Genomic DNA, 17,183 nt, shown 5'->3' on the forward strand with positions numbered 1-17,183 from the left:
GGTCACTCATCAACCCTTGGGGCGGTCGCCGGGCGCTGTGCGCGTTCCGGCGGCGCCCACAAGGGCACCTCCGCCTGGCTCGGCGCCTCCCATTCCTGCTTCATCACGTCACTGAGTGCCTCCTCCAGCTTCATAAACAGTTCGCCATAGCGCGGGCTGAAACTGATGCCGGACTCGATGTCTTGCCACGCGTCCGCCAGTTCCGCTTCGTGCGCCTTTTCGTTGTTGACGAAAGCCCAGGTCATCTGCCGCGCGCGCAGGGGATGCACACCAAAGGCCGTCAACGCCTGACCGCCAAGTTCGAGGGCGGAATGGTAGGTTTCACTGATCACGTCATCGGCGCCCGCCGCCCTGAGATCGTAGCCATGGCCCCGGTCAAACGCCCGCGCCAACACCCACACCCCCGGGAAGTGCTGTTTGACCTGATGCACCAGCGCCACGGCCCGCTCGCGGTTGTCAATCGCCACCACCAGCAAGCGCGCATTGGCGATACCGGCGGTTTCCAGCAGGTCCATCCGGCTGGCGTCGCCAAAGTAGCTTTTGATATTGATGCGGCGCAGGTTTTCGATCTGGTCCAGTGCCAGATCCAGCGCCACGATCGGGATGTTGTTGGCCCGCAGCAAGCGGCAAACAATCTGGCCGAAGCGCCCCACACCGGCCACGATCACCGGAGCCTGCTCCTCAATGGTATCCGCCGCCCGTTGTTCCTGGTTTTGTGCATCGCGGTAGCGCGGCAGAATCAGGCGGTCGTAGGCGATGAACAACAACGGCGTAAGGAACATCGACAGCGCCACCACCAGCGCCAGGACCTGGGCAATGTCCGTGGGTATTACCCGGTTCTGCATGCTGTAGGTCAGCAGCACGAACCCGAACTCGCCGGCCTGCGCCAGCCCCAGCGTAAACAGCCAGCCATCGCGGCCACGGATCCGGAACAGCAGCGCAAGCAACAGCAAGATGCCCGCCTTCACCGCAATCACCAGCAACCCCAGCGCCAGCACCGTGCCCCATTGTGCCGACAGCACCTCAAAATTAATGCCGGCACCCACGGTGATGAAAAACAAGCCCAACAGCAGCCCCTTGAACGGCTCGATGTTGGCTTCAAGCTCATGGCGGAACTCACTGTTGGCCAGCACCACACCTGCCAGGAACGCGCCCAGAGCCGGCGACAGGTTCACCAGGCTCATCAGTGCCGCGATGCCGATGACCAGCATCAGCGCCATGGCGGTAAACACCTCCCGCATACCGGACTGCACCACGTAGCGGAACAGGGGGCGGCTCAGGTAATGACCGCCGACAATCACCGACGCCACGGCGCCGATCACCACCAACCCGTGGGCCCAGCCGGGCAGATCCGCCACCAGACTGAAACTGCCGTGATGCCCGGCGTCGCCACCCCCCACCGCGGCCAGCCCGGCAATAGTCAGCAGCGGAATCACCGCCAGCATGGGAATAACGGCAATGTCCTGGAACAACAACACCGAGAAGGCACTGCGGCCGCCTTGAGTCTTGCTCAAGCCTTTCTCGTTCAGGGTCTGCAAAACGATGGCGGTGGACGACAGCGAGAAGATCAGCCCCACCGCCACCGTGGTCTGCCATGGCAATGCCAGCCACCAGGCGATGGCCATACCCGCCAGAGAGGTCAGCACCACCTGCAGGCCTCCCAGGCCCAGCAAACGCACCCGCATGGCCCAGAGGGATTTCGGGTCCAGCTCCATGCCGACCAGAAACAGCATCATCACCACCCCGAATTCCGCGAAGTGCTGGATAGTGGCGGTTTCCTGGCCCACCAGGCCGGTGACCGGCCCGATCACCACACCGGCCACCAGGTAGCCCAACACCGACCCCAGCCCCAGGCGCTTGGCCAGCGGCACCGCGACTACCGCCGCCAGCAGATAGATAAAGGCCTGGATGAAGTATTCCGTCATGGGTATGGCTCCGTTTTTATTGGGTTATGGATTGCTGCGTCTGACCTGCTTGATCTGCCGTGCTCGCAGCAACAAATACGCGGCAAACCCGACCGCCACCCCCGGTACCACACCAAGAACCAGGCATACCCAGCCGTTACGGACGGAAAGCGTTTTGGCCTCGTAAACCACCCAACTGGCAAGAATGAACCAGCAAACAAGCACGTCTGTTGAGTAACCGCTGGCGTAAGGGTTAACAAAGCCCGCCGCCAAAGCGCCCCATACATCGGGATTTTCAAGAAGCGGAGGCACGACAACCAACGCAAAAAAGCCCGTGAAGAAAAGAAGGGCGAGGACCAAACTTGCCTTGAAGATTGACTCGGGCATTCCAGAACTCTCCTGATTGGGTGAGAAACGTAACTTTAAGGCCATAAGGCTTTTGATCAATCATGAACTCTTCTATCTTATCGGGTGTATCGGGCCCGGTGTAGCCTTGGCTTCGTTAAGCCGTCGCGACATCCTTGAAAACAGGGCAACCGTCGTTGCACTCCGAACGACAGCAACTTGAAAAACAGGTACCAAGCGTGAAAGAGCGGATAGAAGTCGGTCGGGTCAAAGAGTTGTGGCGTTATCCAGTCAAGTCCATGGAGGGCGCCAGAGTCACCGAAAGCTTCATCGGTAAAGCCGGAATGTCGGGCGACCGTCATTGGGCACTGAAAGATGAATCCCTCGGGGAGCTGAGCACCGTCAGAAAACTCCCCAAACTCCTGAAGTTTAAAGCCCGGTACCCAGAGGCGTCGAACTCAGACCGCGTTCCCCCTGTGACCATCGAGCTGCCGGATGGCCGCACGGTGAACAGCACCGATGACAATGTGAACGCCGTATTGAGCGAGGCGATTGGCAAACCCGTCAGCCGGCGGGCGCCACGGCGATGAAAAAACAGTTTGCCACCAAAGAGCTGCCGGATATGTCCTCGGTCAGCTGGCGAATGATGATGGAACTGGCCATTTTCACAACGCCGCTGGGGCGTTATCACGACGTTTATCCCCTGCACTTACTGACCAGCGGATCCCTTGAAACATTGAAGGAACTGGAGCCCGAGGGGGATTTCCGGGTTGAGCGCTTCCGGCCCAACCTGCTTATAGAAACACCTCAGGGCGTCGCCGGGTTTGAAGAATTTCAATGGGTAGACGGTAAGCTCTACATCGGTGAGGTCGTGCTGAAAGTGGTGTCGCGCACCGTGCGCTGCTCCATGCCCGCTCAACCACAGGTTGCCATCACAAAAGACGCCAAAGTACTCCGCGCCCTGGAAGCTCACACCCAGCGCCACCTGGGCGTGAACATTTCCGTGCTGAAACCCGGCATGATCCGCGAGGGTGATGCAGTGCGGCTGGAGCCGTCCAATCGCTCGGACGCGTTACGACGCGTGGACGCCCTCTCATCCAAAGTAAGAAACCGGGCGATCCAGAGTTCCTTCAAATTGATCGATCGCCTCACCAACCGGCGTTAGCGCGCACGAGGCGGGTGTGGTCCGCAACCGGGTCAGTACAGGTTCTTTTTATAGTCCAGCTCCAGCCCCTTCTCCATGGCGCCAGGCAAAGACACCGCGGCACGGGCCACCTTTGCTTTCAGTGAGCTGTCTTTGCTTCGTTGTATGTGCGCTTTGAAAATGTCTGAGGGCACCAGGTCTCCGGGGCCTTTTTTCGAGGGCCAAAGAGCAGACCTGGTAATCGCAGGGCTCGGCCTTATCCGCAGTGAGGCCGGTCGTATTTTAATGATGAGCTTTGGCTTTTTGCCGTTTATTTCGAATCGCTGCAGGAGGTGATCATCACTGCACAGCTCCGCTTTGCCCCTGAGCTCAAGCACATCTTCACAGCCCGGCATCAGGGCCAGAACGCTCACCCCCGGCTGCTCAAGAATGTTACGGAAGCTGTCTATCCGCCGGTTACCCGGTCGATCAGAGAGATAAAGGACACCCTCATCTTCCTGAATCAGCAGATGCGCCGGGTCACCCTTGGGACTGACATCCGCCTCCCCACGACTGTTGATGCTCGCCAACACCAGAAATCTGGACTGCCTGATGAAATCTGACAGCTCCCCCTGTGACTGCCCTACGGACGATGGCAACCAGAAATCGGAGCGGCGGAACGATTTGGCGCAATGCAGGTAACACTCGGCTACTTTCAGGGTCGCATAGCCATCGGCTACGTGGGACACCGTGCCGTTGACCCGCAAGGTCTCGTCCATACCGCTCACCATGAACAACGAACCAAAAGACAGACCAGGCTCAACGATGTTCGCATCATCCAGCACGGCGAGGGGAATCTGCAGATGTCCGGAATCCACTACCGTTGCAAAGGCTCGCTCGCTCCCCGCTGGTGTAAGCTGGATATTCCCGGCCCTGCCAAATCCGATGAACGCGAAATTGGCGTAGGACAGCCAACGCCTGGCATGCTCGTCCACATGGTCGATGACTTTCAGGTCTCGAGGAGCAGGCAGAACGCCGACTCTTTTTTGCACCTCTTCAATACTGGTCAGTTTCATATCCCGGCTGCTCCACCTTACCCTGTCCATCACACGAGTGTATGGACTCCAGTGTCTACCGCGGTCGCCACGTATTCAATCCACCGGGGCAGGATCTGGCCTGAAAGGATGCCAAAAATCATGAGTCCGGATCAGCTGATCCCGGGTAATGGTGGGCGCGGCATTGGCGCTTGAATGATTGGAAGCTCTATGCCCGGAAGATCCTGAATTCTCATTGGCCGTCCTTCGCAGTTAGAGACGCCAGATTCTACTGGGCTGTCGTAACGTACTTCAGAATCTCAACCACCTGCTCAGGCGTCTGCGCCCACCCCATGGCGGATGCATCTACTTCTTTCAGCGGGTGAACAATGTCGTCATTGTGCAGGGTGACATAGGGCGTACCCATAGCGGCACAGTAACCGGCGTCAAAGGCTGCGTTCCACTGTTTGTACTTGTCACCGAAGCGAATGACCGCCAGGTCGCACTGCTCAAGCATCATCTTAGTGCGAATACCGTTTACTTTGGATGACTGATGATCACGCCAGAAGCCTACGTCTGGTTTACCCAGCATATCGCCTGCTGCGTCGCTGGCTTCGTGATTAGTGACCGGGGCGGTGAATTCCACCGGCAAGCCCGCGGCTTCTGCTCGGGCCTTAATCTGTTCGCGCCAGTCCGTGTGGATTTCGCCGGAAAGATAAACAGTCCAGATCATGGGGTTCTCCTAGGTTGTCATCGGATAACGTTAATGGGGAGCCTTGAACCGGTGAGACACTACCATAGCTTGCCGCTTCACAGCATCTCAGCCAACTCTCTGGGAAGGTATAAATCGGACCTTCTTGAAGGAGATTACTCTTCTCCGAGAACGCCCGGGAAGACTATCTGTACTGGCAGAAAACCGATAAAAAGACTCTTAACCGAATCAACGAAGAACACCGAATGGTTTACAAGGTCACGGATGACGCTTTGCTCCTCGCCCAGCTTCGGTACCACTACTGATTTAACGCCAGCCAGCATGCGCGGCTACGGAATGGAGGCGAAGCCGCAATGCAGTAGCCGTCGCGTGCCTGGCCTTGTTAGCACTATTAGTCTGCACAATATATGATTGGGATTGCATTCATATCCTTAACAGCATGTGCGAATGATGAAATAATCCAGAGGAGCTGAATTACATGTCCTGACACTGACTCTCCGCGCTTAATTTTTGAAAACTCAATGGTCACTGCTGATTTGGATAGAAAAGAACAGCTTAAAATACACTTCCTATGAAGTTTATAGTCTTTTAACAACCCATCTAAGTAACCTTCTGCTAATGCAGCGTCCCCTTTTCGTATTCTGGTGATACTTGTGTTGTTGCCATTGCTATTATATTTATTTGAGAACTTCCCGTTTATACGCTCTACCATCTGTTCTTTTGTAAAATACATATTCCCTAAGTTCTTAATTCCTTGCCCAACTACATCATGAAGGTTGCTTGCCGAGGTGCTACTACTGCCGTGCTTTGAATGTATAAAATTAATGTTAGATTCAGTTTTATTTAAAGTTATATGGTCAGCCCACTCAATGCCTAAATCATCACAAAGGATATAATCATCACCTTGATGTAAGCTCTCAACCACGCCGAACATTGAATCAGCATCAAACTCTGTACTCGCTGTAGTAAAGCTGCCTTTTTCTGAAGTTACTGTAGGTATTTCAGGTTTAGGGTGCAATATTTCCAAAATACTATTTATTTCAGAAATACCTGAAGAATCCTCAAAGCAAGACCCCATAAAATACATAAACTTTGGGTCTGTAAAAGTTACGCTGTAAAATCCATTCTTGACTATAAACTTCTGCAGCGTAATTTCTTTTCCATTTTCAATAACTCGAAACTTAGTCAGGGCTTTAGATGTTAAAGTTAAGCTTTTTTCATTCTTCCTAAGTCGTTAACAAGTTTCCCTTCCGACAACCTTACACTCAGAGTCGAGTTCATATACATTCTCAAGAGCGGCGAAAAGTTTATTTTTAACCCTTGACGATACGACCACATTTACATTTCGAGCTGTCTTGTACTTTAAAGTAAGACCATCCCTTTCAATTCTTTCATAAAGGGGCGTACTCTCTACAAGAATAGCGCTAGGTTCACATATATCCAGCACATCACTTAGCTCAACCTTTTTTGCGAATGAATCAAGAAAATTATTTTCATTTGATGGATTTTCAATTAACTCAACTTGTTCTTTTACCCATTCCGCAATTTCATCCAGAGATTTTCTTTGAGATGACTCAACGAGGCGGCCTGTACCAGAAATTGTCTTGGTGATGGCCCCTTGTCTCAGCTTTAAATAGAACGGAATTGACCTCCCGGCAGAATGCGTTGAAAGTAAACCCTTTAGATCAGCCGCCTCATAAGATCGAGCTCTCATAGCTCTATCTGAAACAGTCATATTTCTTAAAGCAATTTTTTGAAATTCAACATCGTTATCATTAAATGTGGCGGTCAATCCACTACTATCAACTAATGTAAAATGTTCTTTAATGAGTTCTGATATATTTGCACAGCTCTTCTTAAAGATAGCTAAATAGTTTTTATATTCTATCATTAAGATAAAAGCATAAACCCTGTCTTCTAGGGCTTCATCAATAAAATATACTGGTCGAACGGAGGGAAATACTCGAACGGAGCACTTGTAGTTCAAATCAGACTCTTCGACACTCTTTTCCTCCCTGAATAAATCCACAACAAACTGCGCACCTGTATCCATATTATCAACAGCAGCGCCAAGTATGTCATTTATGACTGAATCATCAATTGTATTCTTAGGGACATAGAATTGAGCGTTCTTGGTAAGTTCTAATCTTTCAGGCAAACTCAATACCTCCTTGTAGTGCTAACGCTTGAAGCACGCGCCCAATGCCGGAGCTTGGGTTTTGTGCGAGTATTTTTCCGCACAAAACTCAGGCGGAGTGTATTGGGTCGCGTGCCTTCACTTGTTATGGCGACAATTTACGCTGCTTGTGGCAACCACACAGCAACAGCGATGACGCCAAACATGACTACCAAGAAATAAACTACCAGATATGTGCGTTGAGTAAACGCTACAGAATGACTGCCCTTTCCGTGGCACTGACTTTCAATTTATAGTTTACCTAAACCGCCATGATGCATTGGCGCATAACATTTGTATATGAGTCCCAATGATCACTTTTCCCATGACTCATATCTCATTTCAACAATTCCCCAAAATTAGGCAGAAAACCCCGTCAGGTCAATAAGTTCTGGCTGTTTTCCTGACAACCGTCCCAAACAAAAATGATCATAATGACCACTATCCACTTTTTCCGGCGCCTTTCCATCCCACTGATCAGAAAAGGAAAATTACGGATTTTCACAAACTCACCCAGTTCATGGTCGCAATGATCATTTTTCCAGTTGCCAACACCACAAGCCCCACATAAACTGTATGGATATACAGCATAAAACAGGACTTGTATTCATGGATGACATTCCAGTCCCACTGCCCGCTATCCCGACCCGTTTCATGGACCGCTTCCGCGCATTTATTCGCGCCCGGCACCTGGCTTACCGCACGGAGAAAACCTACTGCAACTGGGTACGGGAATTTATCCGGTTCCACGACAAGCGCCATCCGGAATCCATGGGGGCGGAAGAGGTAAATGCCTGGCTGAGTCATCTGGCGAATAACCGCAATGTGGCGGTGAACACACAGAAAACGGCTCTGAATGCGGTGGTTTTCATGTATCACCAGTTTCTAGGCAGAGAGCTGGGCGAGCTTCAGTTCATCAATACTTCCCGGGGCCGCAAGTTGCCGACGGTGTTCAGTCACGAGGAAGCGATGACCGTGTTGTCGAATATGCAGGGCATCCACCGGCTGGTCGCCAGCCTGATGTACGGCTCTGGTTTGCGGGTGATGGAGGCAGCGCGCTTGCGGGTTCAGGATGTGGACTTTTCGGAACCGTGCCTGTTTGTGCGTGAAACCAAGGGCGACAAATGGCGACGTACGATCTTGCCCGCCTCTATTTGTGAGAGCCTGAAGAATCAGGTGGAGTACGCTCTCGCGCTTCACCAACAAGACCTGGAAGACGGCTTCGGAGAGGTCTACATGCCCCAGGCATTAAACAAGAAGTACCCCGGGGCGGCTCGCAGTCCCGCCTGGCAATATGTGTTTCCGGCGCTGCGGCTGTCGGTTGATCCGCGCTCAGGCATTCGTCGCCGTCATCACCTTGGTGAGCAGCAGGTTCGCCGTGCGGTGAACGACGCCATTCGCGCCACCGGTATCCGCAAAAAAGCCAGCTGCCACACTTTTCGCCACAGTTTCGCCACCAATCTGCTGAAGCGCGGTACCGATATCCGCAGCATTCAGGAATTGCTGGGGCACAATGACATTTCCACTACACAGATTTACACCCATGTGGTCGGCACTCATGAGCGAGGCATCAGCAGCCCTCTGGATGCCTGAGCAGGCACATAGGTGCCGCAGTGTTACACTAGCATTCCACTGACTCCCGCCATCCAATCAAGAGCCAAAAGCCCAGCGACCATGAAGCAGATCATCAGCAGAGAATGGCAGGCCTTCTGGCTGGCCGTTGGATTCCTCAGCCGTATTCCCATGCTTGTGCGCATCGATTACTCCGACCGCCTGATGAACCAGAGTGCCGTGTACTTTCCGGTGGTCGGCCTGTTGCTTGGGGGGCTTTACACGGGGCTTTATCTCGCGCTGGCCCAGGTCTGGAGCCCGCTGGTGTGCCTGGTTCTGGTCACCGGGTTTCACCTGTGGATTACCGGGGCTTTTCATGAGGACGGGCTGGCAGACAGCGTCGACGCGCTTGGTGGCGGCTACTCGCTGGAGGCCCGGCTGCGGATCATGAAAGACAGCCGCATCGGCACCTACGGCACAGTGGCGCTGATCATTGCGCTGGCACTGAAAGTGGCCTTGCTGGCCGATTCCCGGGTGGTGTGGCTGGCGCTGCTGTTGTCACCCATGGTGGCGCGGCTCACGCCGCTGCTGATCATGGCGTTCCTGCCGTATGTCACCGATCCGGACAAGAGCAAGAGCAAACCGGTGGCGGACGATTTCTCCCGCACCCGGCTGCTGTACGCCGCTGCGTTTACCGCTGCCGCGGCGGCGCTGCTTGCGGGGTTCGCGGTCAGCATCCTGCTCTGGAGTGTGGTGGCCACCGCCGGAGTCGCCACCGCCTGGGGCCTGTACCTGCAAAAACAGCTGGGGGGTTACACCGGTGACACTCTGGGTGCCAGCGTGGTGTTCGCCGAACTGGTGCTGCTACTGGGCCTTGCCAGCGGAGCGTGACCCGCACGGCGGGCGCAGCGCTTTGAGCCGGCTCAGTCTTCCTGCCGGGTCTTGATCGCCGCGCTCAGCGGTGCATTGTCGAGGGGCTGGCCCCAGCCGTTGCCATGCACCAGCTCTTCCAGCGGTAACCGTGAACGCCAGCCTTTGGCCTGCAGTTCCGGCTGATCCAGAAACTCGCTGACGTACCCCAGACAGAGATAAGCCAGGGGATACACCTGCTCCGGCAGCTGCAAGGTGCGGGCAAGCCGGTGCTGATCCAGAATGCTGACCCAGCCGACGCCGATGCCCTCGGCCCGGGCGGCCAGCCACAGGTTCTGAACCGCCAGGCAGGTGCTGAACAGATCGGTTTCGACGATGGAGTTGCGGCCCAGCACGTGGGTGCCGCCACGGCCGCGGTCGCAGGTGATGCAGAGGTTGATAGGGCTTTCCAGAATGCCCTGCAGCTTCAGGCTTTTGTAGCGGCTGTTGCGTTCGCCGCGGTAGTTATCGGCGGCTTTGCGGTTTTCTTCCTCGAAACTGTCGAGAACGGCCTTTCGTACCTCGGTGCTGTCGATCACGATAAAATCCCACGGCTGCATGAACCCCACCGAGGGCGCGTGGTGGGCGGCATTGAGCAACCGGGCCAGTACGTCCGCCGGGATCGGATCCGGCAGGAACTGGGAGCGCACATCCCGCCGTTCGTAGATGGCACGGTACAAGCCATCCCGCTCGTCGTCGCTGAAGGGTCGGTTGTGATCGGTCATGGGTGTTGGGTGTCCTGTTTGCCAAGGCCCAGCAGGTCGCGCAGCCAGTCGGTATCCAGATGGTCTTCCACCAGGTCCGCCAGCCGGTCCAGTTGCTGTTGCCGGTGCTGCTGATAATCCACGGCCGCGGCGGCCAGCTCGGTGCCCGCCACCAGTCCGGCCCACTGCAGGATCGCGCGGCAGGCGTCCGGTTGATCGAAAATGCCGTGCACGTAGGTGCCCGCCACCTGACCATCCGCGCTGATGGCGCCATCCGGCCGGCCATCCAGTAAGGCCAGTGGGCGCGCCAGTGCGGGACCGGTGGTCACGCCGTTGTGCATTTCGTAACCGGTGAAGTGAACGGCATCGGGGCCCAGGGCCAGAGTGCCGCTCACATTCTTCAGCTGCTTGCCGGCCACCATGCGGGTGGTCATGTCGAGCAGGCCCAGGCCTTCGCTGCGGCCGGCCTCGCCTTCCAGTCCGTCCGGGTCGTCCACCGCGGTGCCCAGCATCTGGAAGCCACCGCAGATGGCAAACACCTTGCCGCCGTAGCGCAGGTGCTTGCGGATGGCCGCGGGCCAGCCCTGCGCCTGCAGCCACTGCAGGTCGTGGCGGGTGCTTTTGCTGCCGGGCAGCAGGATCAGGTCGGCCGGCGGAATCGGCTGATCGGGACCGATAAACTGCAGATTGACCCCCGGATGCAGGCGCAAGGGGTCGAAGTCGTTGTGGTTACTGATGCGGGGCAGCACCGGCACGATCACGTTCAGCGCACCGGCCTCGCTGCGGCCGCTGGTGCCCAAGCTGTCTTCGGCGTCGATCACCAGCCCGTGCAGGTAGGGCAGCACGCCGGTCACCGGTTTGCCGGTGCGTTCAGCCAGCCAGTCCAGCCCCGGTTCCAGCAGGCCAATGTCGCCGCGGAAGCGGTTGATGATAAACCCGCGGGTGCGTGCCCGTTCACTGTCGGAGATCAGCGCCAGGGTGCCCACCAGTTGCGCAAAAACGCCGCCCTTGTCGATATCGCCAACCAGCAGCACCGGGCAATCCGCCGCTTCGGCGAAGCCCATGTTGGCAATGTCGTTGGCGCGCAGGTTGATCTCGGCGGGGCTGCCGGCGCCCTCGGCGATGATCACGTCATAGTGTGCACTCAGATCCCGCCAGGCGGCCATCACCGACGCCATCGCCTCCGCCTTGTAGGCGTGATAGTCCAGCGCGTCCATATTGCCGTGGACCTGGCCCCGCAGAATCACCTGGGCGCCGCAGTCGCTCTGGGGCTTGAGCAGCACCGGGTTCATGTCGCTGTGGGGTTCCAGGCCACAGGCCAGGGCCTGCAGCGCGGTGGAGCGACCGATCTCGCCGCCGTCCACGGTCACGGCACTGTTCAGGGCCATGTTCTGGGGCTTGAACGGCGCCACCGACACGCCCTGGCGCGCCAGCCAGCGGCACAAGGCGGCCACCACCGTGGTCTTGCCGGCGTCGGAGGTGGTGCCCTGTATCATCAGTGTGGTCATGGGGTTCCGGCCTGTTACAGCTCTACGCCTTTCTGGGCTTTCACGCCCTGATCCTTGAAGGCGTGCTTGACCACACCCATCTCGGTCACCGTGTCCGCCAGATCCACCAATTCCTGGGGTGCGGACCGGCCGGTGACCACCACGTGCTGCATCTCCGGCCGCGCCTGCAGATCATCCAGCACCCGGTCCAGGTCGATGTAGTCGTACTTCAGGGCGATGTTGAGTTCGTCCAGCAGGATCAGGTCGTAGCGGTCATCCTTCAGCATGGCGGCAGCCACTTCCCAGGCAGCGCCGGCAGCTTCCACATCCTGCTCCCGGTTCTTGGTGTCCCAGGTGTAGCCCTGGCCCATCACGTGGTAGTCCACGTTGGGCAGATCCCGGAAGAACGCGTGTTCGCCGGTACTGAAGGCACCTTTGATGAACTGCACGATGCCGACTTTCATGCCGTGCCCCAGGGCCCGCGCCACCATACCGAAACCGGAGCTGCTCTTGCCCTTGCCGGGGCCGGTCAGCACCAGCAGCACGCCCTGCTCTTTCTGGGCGCGGGCGATGCGCTCCTGCATGATTCTCTGCTTGGCTTCCATGCGGCGGGCATGGCGTTCGGAGTCTTTGGCACGTTCACGCATGGTGTGTCTCCTCAGGGTTCAGCGATGAAGGGTCAGGCCTTCCGGGGTTCACGATCTGACCGGCACAAACACCGGTGCGCCATCGGCTTCCACGGTGATCAGTTTCTGGCCATACAGCCGTTCCAGCGCCGTGGGCACCAGCATCCGCTCCGCCGGCCCCCAGCACACGTCGCCATTGGGGTAGAGCAGCAACAGATGATCACACCAGCGGGCCGCCAGATTCAGGTCATGCAGGCACATGAACACCGATCGCCCGCCACGGGCCTGATCGGTGAGCAACTCCAGCACCGAAACCTGATGGTGCAGGTCCAGGTGATTGCTGGGTTCATCCAGCAACCAGATATCCGGCGCCTGGGTCAGCACGGTGGCGATGGCCACGCGCTGGCGTTCGCCACCGGAGAGTGTGTTCACCAGGCGGTCGCTCAAATGGCCCACATCCAGTTGCTCCAGGGCCTGCCGCGCGAGGCGCTCATCATCCCCGGATTCCATCTGCCAGGGCGACAGCCAGGGGTGGCGACCAATCAGCGCGGTTTCCAGCACCGTGGCCGGAAAGCCGTCCTGCCGCTCCTGAAACACCAGCCCCAGGTGCCGGGAAATCCGCCGGCGCCGGAGTTCGGTCAGTGACTGTTCACCCAGATGAACGGCCCCATGCCGCGGCGCGCGCAGACCGGCCAGAGTATGCAGCAGAGTGGTCTTGCCGGCACCGTTCGGGCCCAGCACGCCCCACATCTGCCCCGGCTCCACCGAAAAGTTCAGAGGCTGGCCGTCGCCGCGGCCGGGGATGTCGATCACCAGTTCTTTTGCCCGTAACGGATTCATCAGCGGCTCCGGTACAGCAGGTAAAGGAATGTCGGCACCCCCAGCAGGGCGGTAATGACCCCCACCGGCAACTGCTCCGGCGCAATCACTATCCGTGCCAGGGTGTCCGCCAGCACCAGCAGGGTGCCGCCGGCCAGGGCACAGGCCGGCAGAATCAGGCGCTGGTCATTGCCCAGCACCAGCCGCAGCATATGGGGCACCACCAGCCCGACAAAGCCGATGCTGCCGGCCATGGTGACGGCGGTCGCGGTCAGCAGGCTGGCAAGGATGTAGATCGTCCACTCCAGCGGGCGCACTGCCACGCCGAGGGCCGCCGCCTGCATAGGGCCGCGGGCCAGCACGTTCAGGCTGCGGCCCAGTGGCAGCACCAGCAGACACACCAGAAACAGCAAACCCAGCGCCGGCCACGGCGAGCGGGCGTAGGACACATCCCCCATCAGCCAGTACAACATGCCCGGCAGACGCTGGGCCGGGCTGATGGCCAGCATCAGGGTGATCACCGCGCCCCAACCGGCGGCCACCACCACACCGGTAAGCAGTAACCGCGACGGGGTCCAGCTGCCGGTACCGTGGGCCAGGCCGAACACCATCAGGGTCGCCAGCAGGGCGCCGGCAAACGCCGAACCGGACACGATCAAACCGCCCAGCCCCGCCAGCATCGCCAACAGCGCGCCCACAGCAGCGCCGCCGGACAGACCGAGCACGTAGGGGTCGGCCAGCGGGTTGCGCAGCAGCACCTGCATCAATGCCCCGGCCACGGCGAGCAGTCCGCCGGTGGCAAATGCCGACAGGGTGCGGGGCAGGCGCAGTTCCAGCACCAGGGTCTGCTCGAGGTTACTGCCCTCCCCCAGTAGCACCGCCAGCACCTGTCCCGGCGCCACGCTGACGCTGCCGGTACCCACCGACAGCACCATGGCCGCCAGGCTCGCCAGCGCCAGAATCAGCAGCGGCTTGAGCAACGGCCGGCTCATGACGATGGCCTCCGCTCAGCGCTTGCCACGGGCTTCGTCCAGTTTTTGGCAGAACAGTCGGGAGCCTTCCAGCAGGCGCGGCGTCGGGCGCTGCACCAGGGAGGGCGGAATGAAATAAAGGTTATCTCGAGTGGTGGCCTCGATACCGGGAAACGCCTCCCAGCGGGTCAGCCAGTGCCGGTTCTCTTCCCCCATGCCGCCAGCGAGGATAGCTTCCGGGTTGGCACCGATCACCGCCTCCGGGCTGATCCGTGGCACCAGGCGATCCAGATCGCCAAACACATTGACGCCACCACACAGGGTGATCACCTTGCCGATCAGATGCTCGTTGTTCACCGTCATCAGGGGTTCGTCCCAGACCTGATAGAACACGGGCACCGGCTCCGCATCACGGTATTCGCGTTCCAGCCCGGCGATGCCCTGGCGGAAGCGCCCGGCTTCCGCGAACCCGTCCGCTTCGGTGCCGGCCAAGGTGGCCAGCCGCTCGATGGTGTGGGATACCGCCTCAAAGGTGCGGGGTTCAATGGAGAATACCGGCAACCCCAGTTCCGCCAGGGCTTCGAGCTGTTCCGGCGGGTTACCGGTTACCCAGCCGATCACCAGATCCGGCTGCAGTTGCATCAGCCGCTCCAGATCCATGCGGGTGTGGCTGCCCACGGAAGTGACCTCTTTGGCGGCGTCCGGGTAATCACTGAAGGACACCACCGCGACCACCTTGTCGCCGGCACCGGCGGCCCAGACCAGTTCGGTGGCGCCGGGAGACAACGCCGCGATGCGACTCGCCGGCTGCGCCAGGCAGACTTCGGTGCCGGTATCATCCGTGGCACACACCGGGCCGGCAAGCACCGGTGCCGGCCACAGGGTCAGCGCGCCGGTCACGGTAAAGGTCAGTGTTCTGAGGGCATTGGGCATGGCGCGGTCCGGTCGGAATCCTTCTTGTGAAGGTTATCGGAAGTCGTAACGAACCGACAGGAAACCGGCCCGGCCGGCGGCCAGGTAGTCAGCGCCGTCAAAACGCAACGCCGTGGCGTATTCCTTGTCGGTGACATTCTGCAGCGTCAGGCGGGCATGCCAGTCACGGGCAAACTCCCAGCCGGCCCGCAGATCGAGTGTGGCATAGCCCGGCAAACGGTCCTCGTTGGCGGCATCGTCGTAGCGATAGCCGCTGGCCTGCACGGTGCCACCCAGGGTCCAGGCACCCAGTGCCCGGTCCAGATCCACTCGCAGGGACTGGTGGCTGCGTCGGCGCAGACGGTTGTCGGTGTCACGATCACGGGGATCGAGCAGGGTGAGACTCACCGCCAGGTCCCAGTCGTTGGCGCGGAAACCGGAACCCAGTTCGATGCCGCGAATCCGCGCCTCATTGACGTTCACCGGGCGCAGGTCGCCGCCGTCAGACTGCAGATCGATCAGGTCATCCACATCCAGCTGATACACGGCCACATCCCAATACCAGCGCTCGTACCGACCGCTGATGCCGATCTCACCGCTGCGGCCTTCCTCGGGCTTGAGGTCCGGGTTACCGGCGTAGGTTCCGCCGAAACTGAAGACCTCCAGCGGGTAATAGAGGTCGTTGAAGGTCGGTGCCCGGAACGAGGTACCGTAGCTCACGCGCACCCGATGCGAGCGGTCAAAGGAATGGCCGAGCGCAATGCCACCGGTTTCCTGACGGCCATAGGCTTCGTTGTCATCGCCGCGCAGAGACAGCTGCACATCCGTTGGCCCGAAGTTGAGGCGTAACTGGCCGAACAGGGCCGCGTTGGAACGGCTGTCTTCATCGAACTCGATGGAGCTGTCCACTTCATCGGATTGCAGCTCACCCCCGACCGCAAATTCGTGAACTCCGGCAGTGAAAGTATTTTCCCAGCGGGCGGTGCGGGTTTTGGTGTTGAAGAAGGTGTCACCAAAGTCAAAGAAGTTATCCTGCTCATCGGTCGATTCCGACAGCTGAATGGAACTGTTCCAGTAGTCACTGATCGGAGTGTCCAGCCGCAACCCGACCGTGCGGATCAGGAAGTCGGAGTCACCCCCGTCAAACGCGGTGCTGCCTTCGGATTGCACCATCACCGCACTGGCTTCGCCGCCATTGGGCAACTCGTGCACGATACGGCCAACGCCTGCGCTGTTGCGAAAGCCTTTGTCTTCGCCACCTTCCACAACGGCGGTGCCGTCGGTTTCCTGATGCAGGCCACTGAGGCTGAAGCGGGTGGATCCGACACTGGCGGACGCGCCGGCACTGGTTTTCTGGGTATTAAAGTTACCGGCGCCGGTTTCGACCCAGCCTTTGCGGCCATAGTCGGGATCCAGCGTAAAAGCCTGGATGACGCCGCCGACCGCGTCTGCGCCGTAGAGCGCACTGCGGGGGCCACGCACGATTTCCACCCGCTCAACCAGATCGGTGGGGAAGTACTGCCAGGGGGCACCACCGCTGGTAGCGGACCTGAGGCGCACGCCATCGATCAAAAACACGGTGGAATCGGTGGTGGTGCCCCGGGTGTAAACGCTGGTGTTCTTGCCATAAGAACCGTTGGTGACCACATCAACACCGGGCTGGCCGCGCAGCAGATCCTTGAATTCAACCGGGGCCTGGCGGCGAATGGCGTCTTCCTCTACCACCGTCACCGACGACAGACTCTCGCCGATGGTTCGGGGGCCAAGCGTGGCAGTCACCACAATAGGATCCAGTTCGGAGGTGGCGGTATCATCAGCAGACACCGGGGACATGGGCAAAAACGCCAGAGGAACGCCGGACACCAACAGCACCGGCATGGCCTTGGAAAAACGCATATTGAGAACTCGCT

The 17,183-nt window shown here is 58.7% G+C and carries 18 protein-coding genes; 5 read left to right on the forward strand and 13 right to left on the reverse strand.

Translation table 11 applies throughout. The features are described 5' to 3' along the window. Positions 1-2: 2 nt before the first annotated feature. Both R0125_RS11045 and R0125_RS11050 read right to left on the reverse strand, forming a co-directional pair. Complete coding sequence (locus R0125_RS11045; protein WP_248183105.1) at positions 3-1,925, reverse strand: monovalent cation:proton antiporter-2 (CPA2) family protein; 1,923 nt, start codon at positions 1,923-1,925, stop codon at positions 3-5. A 24-nt stretch (positions 1,926-1,949) separates the two neighbouring features. Next, positions 1,950-2,291 carry a DUF2834 domain-containing protein gene (locus R0125_RS11050; protein ID WP_317238206.1) on the reverse strand — a complete coding sequence of 114 codons (342 nt, stop codon included), beginning with the start codon at positions 2,289-2,291 and terminating at the stop codon, positions 1,950-1,952. A 197-nt stretch (positions 2,292-2,488) separates the two neighbouring features. Here R0125_RS11050 and R0125_RS11055 point away from each other — a divergent pair, with 197 nt between their 5' ends. Both R0125_RS11055 and R0125_RS11060 read left to right on the forward strand, forming a co-directional pair. Continuing rightward, positions 2,489-2,839, forward strand: a complete 351-nt coding sequence (locus tag R0125_RS11055) for an MOSC N-terminal beta barrel domain-containing protein (RefSeq protein ID WP_317238207.1) — start codon at positions 2,489-2,491, stop codon at positions 2,837-2,839. Then, positions 2,836-3,414: an MOSC domain-containing protein gene (locus R0125_RS11060; RefSeq protein ID WP_317238208.1), complete on the forward strand. Its 579-nt coding sequence runs from the start codon at positions 2,836-2,838 to the stop codon at positions 3,412-3,414. Before R0125_RS11055 ends, R0125_RS11060 begins: the two co-directional genes overlap by 4 nt. Positions 3,415-3,446: 32 nt before the next feature. Here the strand turns inward: R0125_RS11060 and R0125_RS11065 are convergent, their stop codons facing one another. Beyond that, positions 3,447-4,448 carry a pyridoxamine 5'-phosphate oxidase family protein gene (locus tag R0125_RS11065; protein WP_317238209.1) on the reverse strand — a complete coding sequence of 334 codons (1,002 nt, stop codon included), beginning with the start codon at positions 4,446-4,448 and terminating at the stop codon, positions 3,447-3,449. 247 nt (positions 4,449-4,695) lie between these two features. Continuing rightward, positions 4,696-5,139, reverse strand: a complete 444-nt coding sequence (locus R0125_RS11070) for a YtoQ family protein (RefSeq protein ID WP_317238210.1) — start codon at positions 5,137-5,139, stop codon at positions 4,696-4,698. Positions 5,140-5,306: 167 nt separating this feature from the next. On the opposite strand from R0125_RS11070, the gene R0125_RS11075 reads away from it, so the two are divergent. Next, on the forward strand, positions 5,307-5,423 hold the full coding sequence (locus R0125_RS11075) for a type II toxin-antitoxin system YoeB family toxin (RefSeq protein ID WP_317238483.1): 117 nt from the start codon (positions 5,307-5,309) through the stop codon (positions 5,421-5,423). An 86-nt stretch (positions 5,424-5,509) separates the two neighbouring features. Here the strand turns inward: R0125_RS11075 and R0125_RS11080 are convergent, their stop codons facing one another. Together R0125_RS11080 and R0125_RS11085 are read right to left on the reverse strand one after the other, a co-directional pair. Further along, positions 5,510-6,205: a hypothetical protein gene (locus R0125_RS11080; protein WP_317238211.1), complete on the reverse strand. Its 696-nt coding sequence runs from the start codon at positions 6,203-6,205 to the stop codon at positions 5,510-5,512. Positions 6,206-6,352: 147 nt separating this feature from the next. Beyond that, positions 6,353-7,276: a hypothetical protein gene (locus tag R0125_RS11085; RefSeq protein WP_317238212.1), complete on the reverse strand. Its 924-nt coding sequence runs from the start codon at positions 7,274-7,276 to the stop codon at positions 6,353-6,355. 627 nt (positions 7,277-7,903) lie between these two features. Here R0125_RS11085 and R0125_RS11090 point away from each other — a divergent pair. Both R0125_RS11090 and R0125_RS11095 read left to right on the forward strand, forming a co-directional pair. After that, positions 7,904-8,887, forward strand: a complete 984-nt coding sequence (locus tag R0125_RS11090) for an integron integrase (protein ID WP_317238213.1) — start codon at positions 7,904-7,906, stop codon at positions 8,885-8,887. 81 nt (positions 8,888-8,968) lie between these two features. Then, entirely contained in the window at positions 8,969-9,736 is a 768-nt protein-coding gene (locus tag R0125_RS11095) for an adenosylcobinamide-GDP ribazoletransferase (protein WP_317238214.1), read from the forward strand. A gap of 32 nt (positions 9,737-9,768) precedes the next feature. Here R0125_RS11095 and bluB read toward each other — a convergent pair whose 3' ends face one another. The 7 genes from bluB to R0125_RS11130 are packed head-to-tail and all read right to left on the reverse strand — an operon-like array spanning position 9,769 to position 17,169. Continuing rightward, positions 9,769-10,479: a 5,6-dimethylbenzimidazole synthase gene (bluB, locus tag R0125_RS11100; protein ID WP_317238215.1), complete on the reverse strand. Its 711-nt coding sequence runs from the start codon at positions 10,477-10,479 to the stop codon at positions 9,769-9,771. Next, positions 10,476-11,966: a cobyric acid synthase gene (locus tag R0125_RS11105; RefSeq protein WP_317238216.1), complete on the reverse strand. Its 1,491-nt coding sequence runs from the start codon at positions 11,964-11,966 to the stop codon at positions 10,476-10,478. Before R0125_RS11105 ends, bluB begins: the two co-directional genes overlap by 4 nt. Positions 11,967-11,980: 14 nt before the next feature. After that, positions 11,981-12,592 carry a cob(I)yrinic acid a,c-diamide adenosyltransferase gene (cobO, locus tag R0125_RS11110; protein ID WP_317238217.1) on the reverse strand — a complete coding sequence of 204 codons (612 nt, stop codon included), beginning with the start codon at positions 12,590-12,592 and terminating at the stop codon, positions 11,981-11,983. A gap of 48 nt (positions 12,593-12,640) precedes the next feature. After that, the gene (locus R0125_RS11115) at positions 12,641-13,411 is read right to left on the reverse strand and encodes an ABC transporter ATP-binding protein (RefSeq protein WP_317238218.1); all 771 of its coding nucleotides are present in this window, start codon (positions 13,409-13,411) and stop codon (positions 12,641-12,643) included. Continuing rightward, positions 13,411-14,382 (reverse strand): iron ABC transporter permease, encoded by a 972-nt coding sequence (locus R0125_RS11120; protein WP_317238219.1) that lies wholly within the window; start codon positions 14,380-14,382, stop codon positions 13,411-13,413. The genes R0125_RS11115 and R0125_RS11120 overlap by 1 nt, the downstream gene beginning before the upstream one ends. A gap of 15 nt (positions 14,383-14,397) precedes the next feature. Then, positions 14,398-15,294, reverse strand: a complete 897-nt coding sequence (locus R0125_RS11125) for a cobalamin-binding protein (RefSeq protein WP_317238220.1) — start codon at positions 15,292-15,294, stop codon at positions 14,398-14,400. Between the two features lie 33 nt (positions 15,295-15,327). Continuing rightward, the gene (locus R0125_RS11130; RefSeq protein ID WP_248184751.1) at positions 15,328-17,169 is read right to left on the reverse strand and encodes a TonB-dependent receptor domain-containing protein; all 1,842 of its coding nucleotides are present in this window, start codon (positions 17,167-17,169) and stop codon (positions 15,328-15,330) included. Positions 17,170-17,183: the final 14 nt, after the last annotated feature.

Origin of the sequence: Marinobacter sp. M-5, assembly GCF_032911545.1 — a bacterium.
GTDB classification, from domain to species: Bacteria; Pseudomonadota; Gammaproteobacteria; order Pseudomonadales; family Oleiphilaceae; genus Marinobacter; species Marinobacter goseongensis.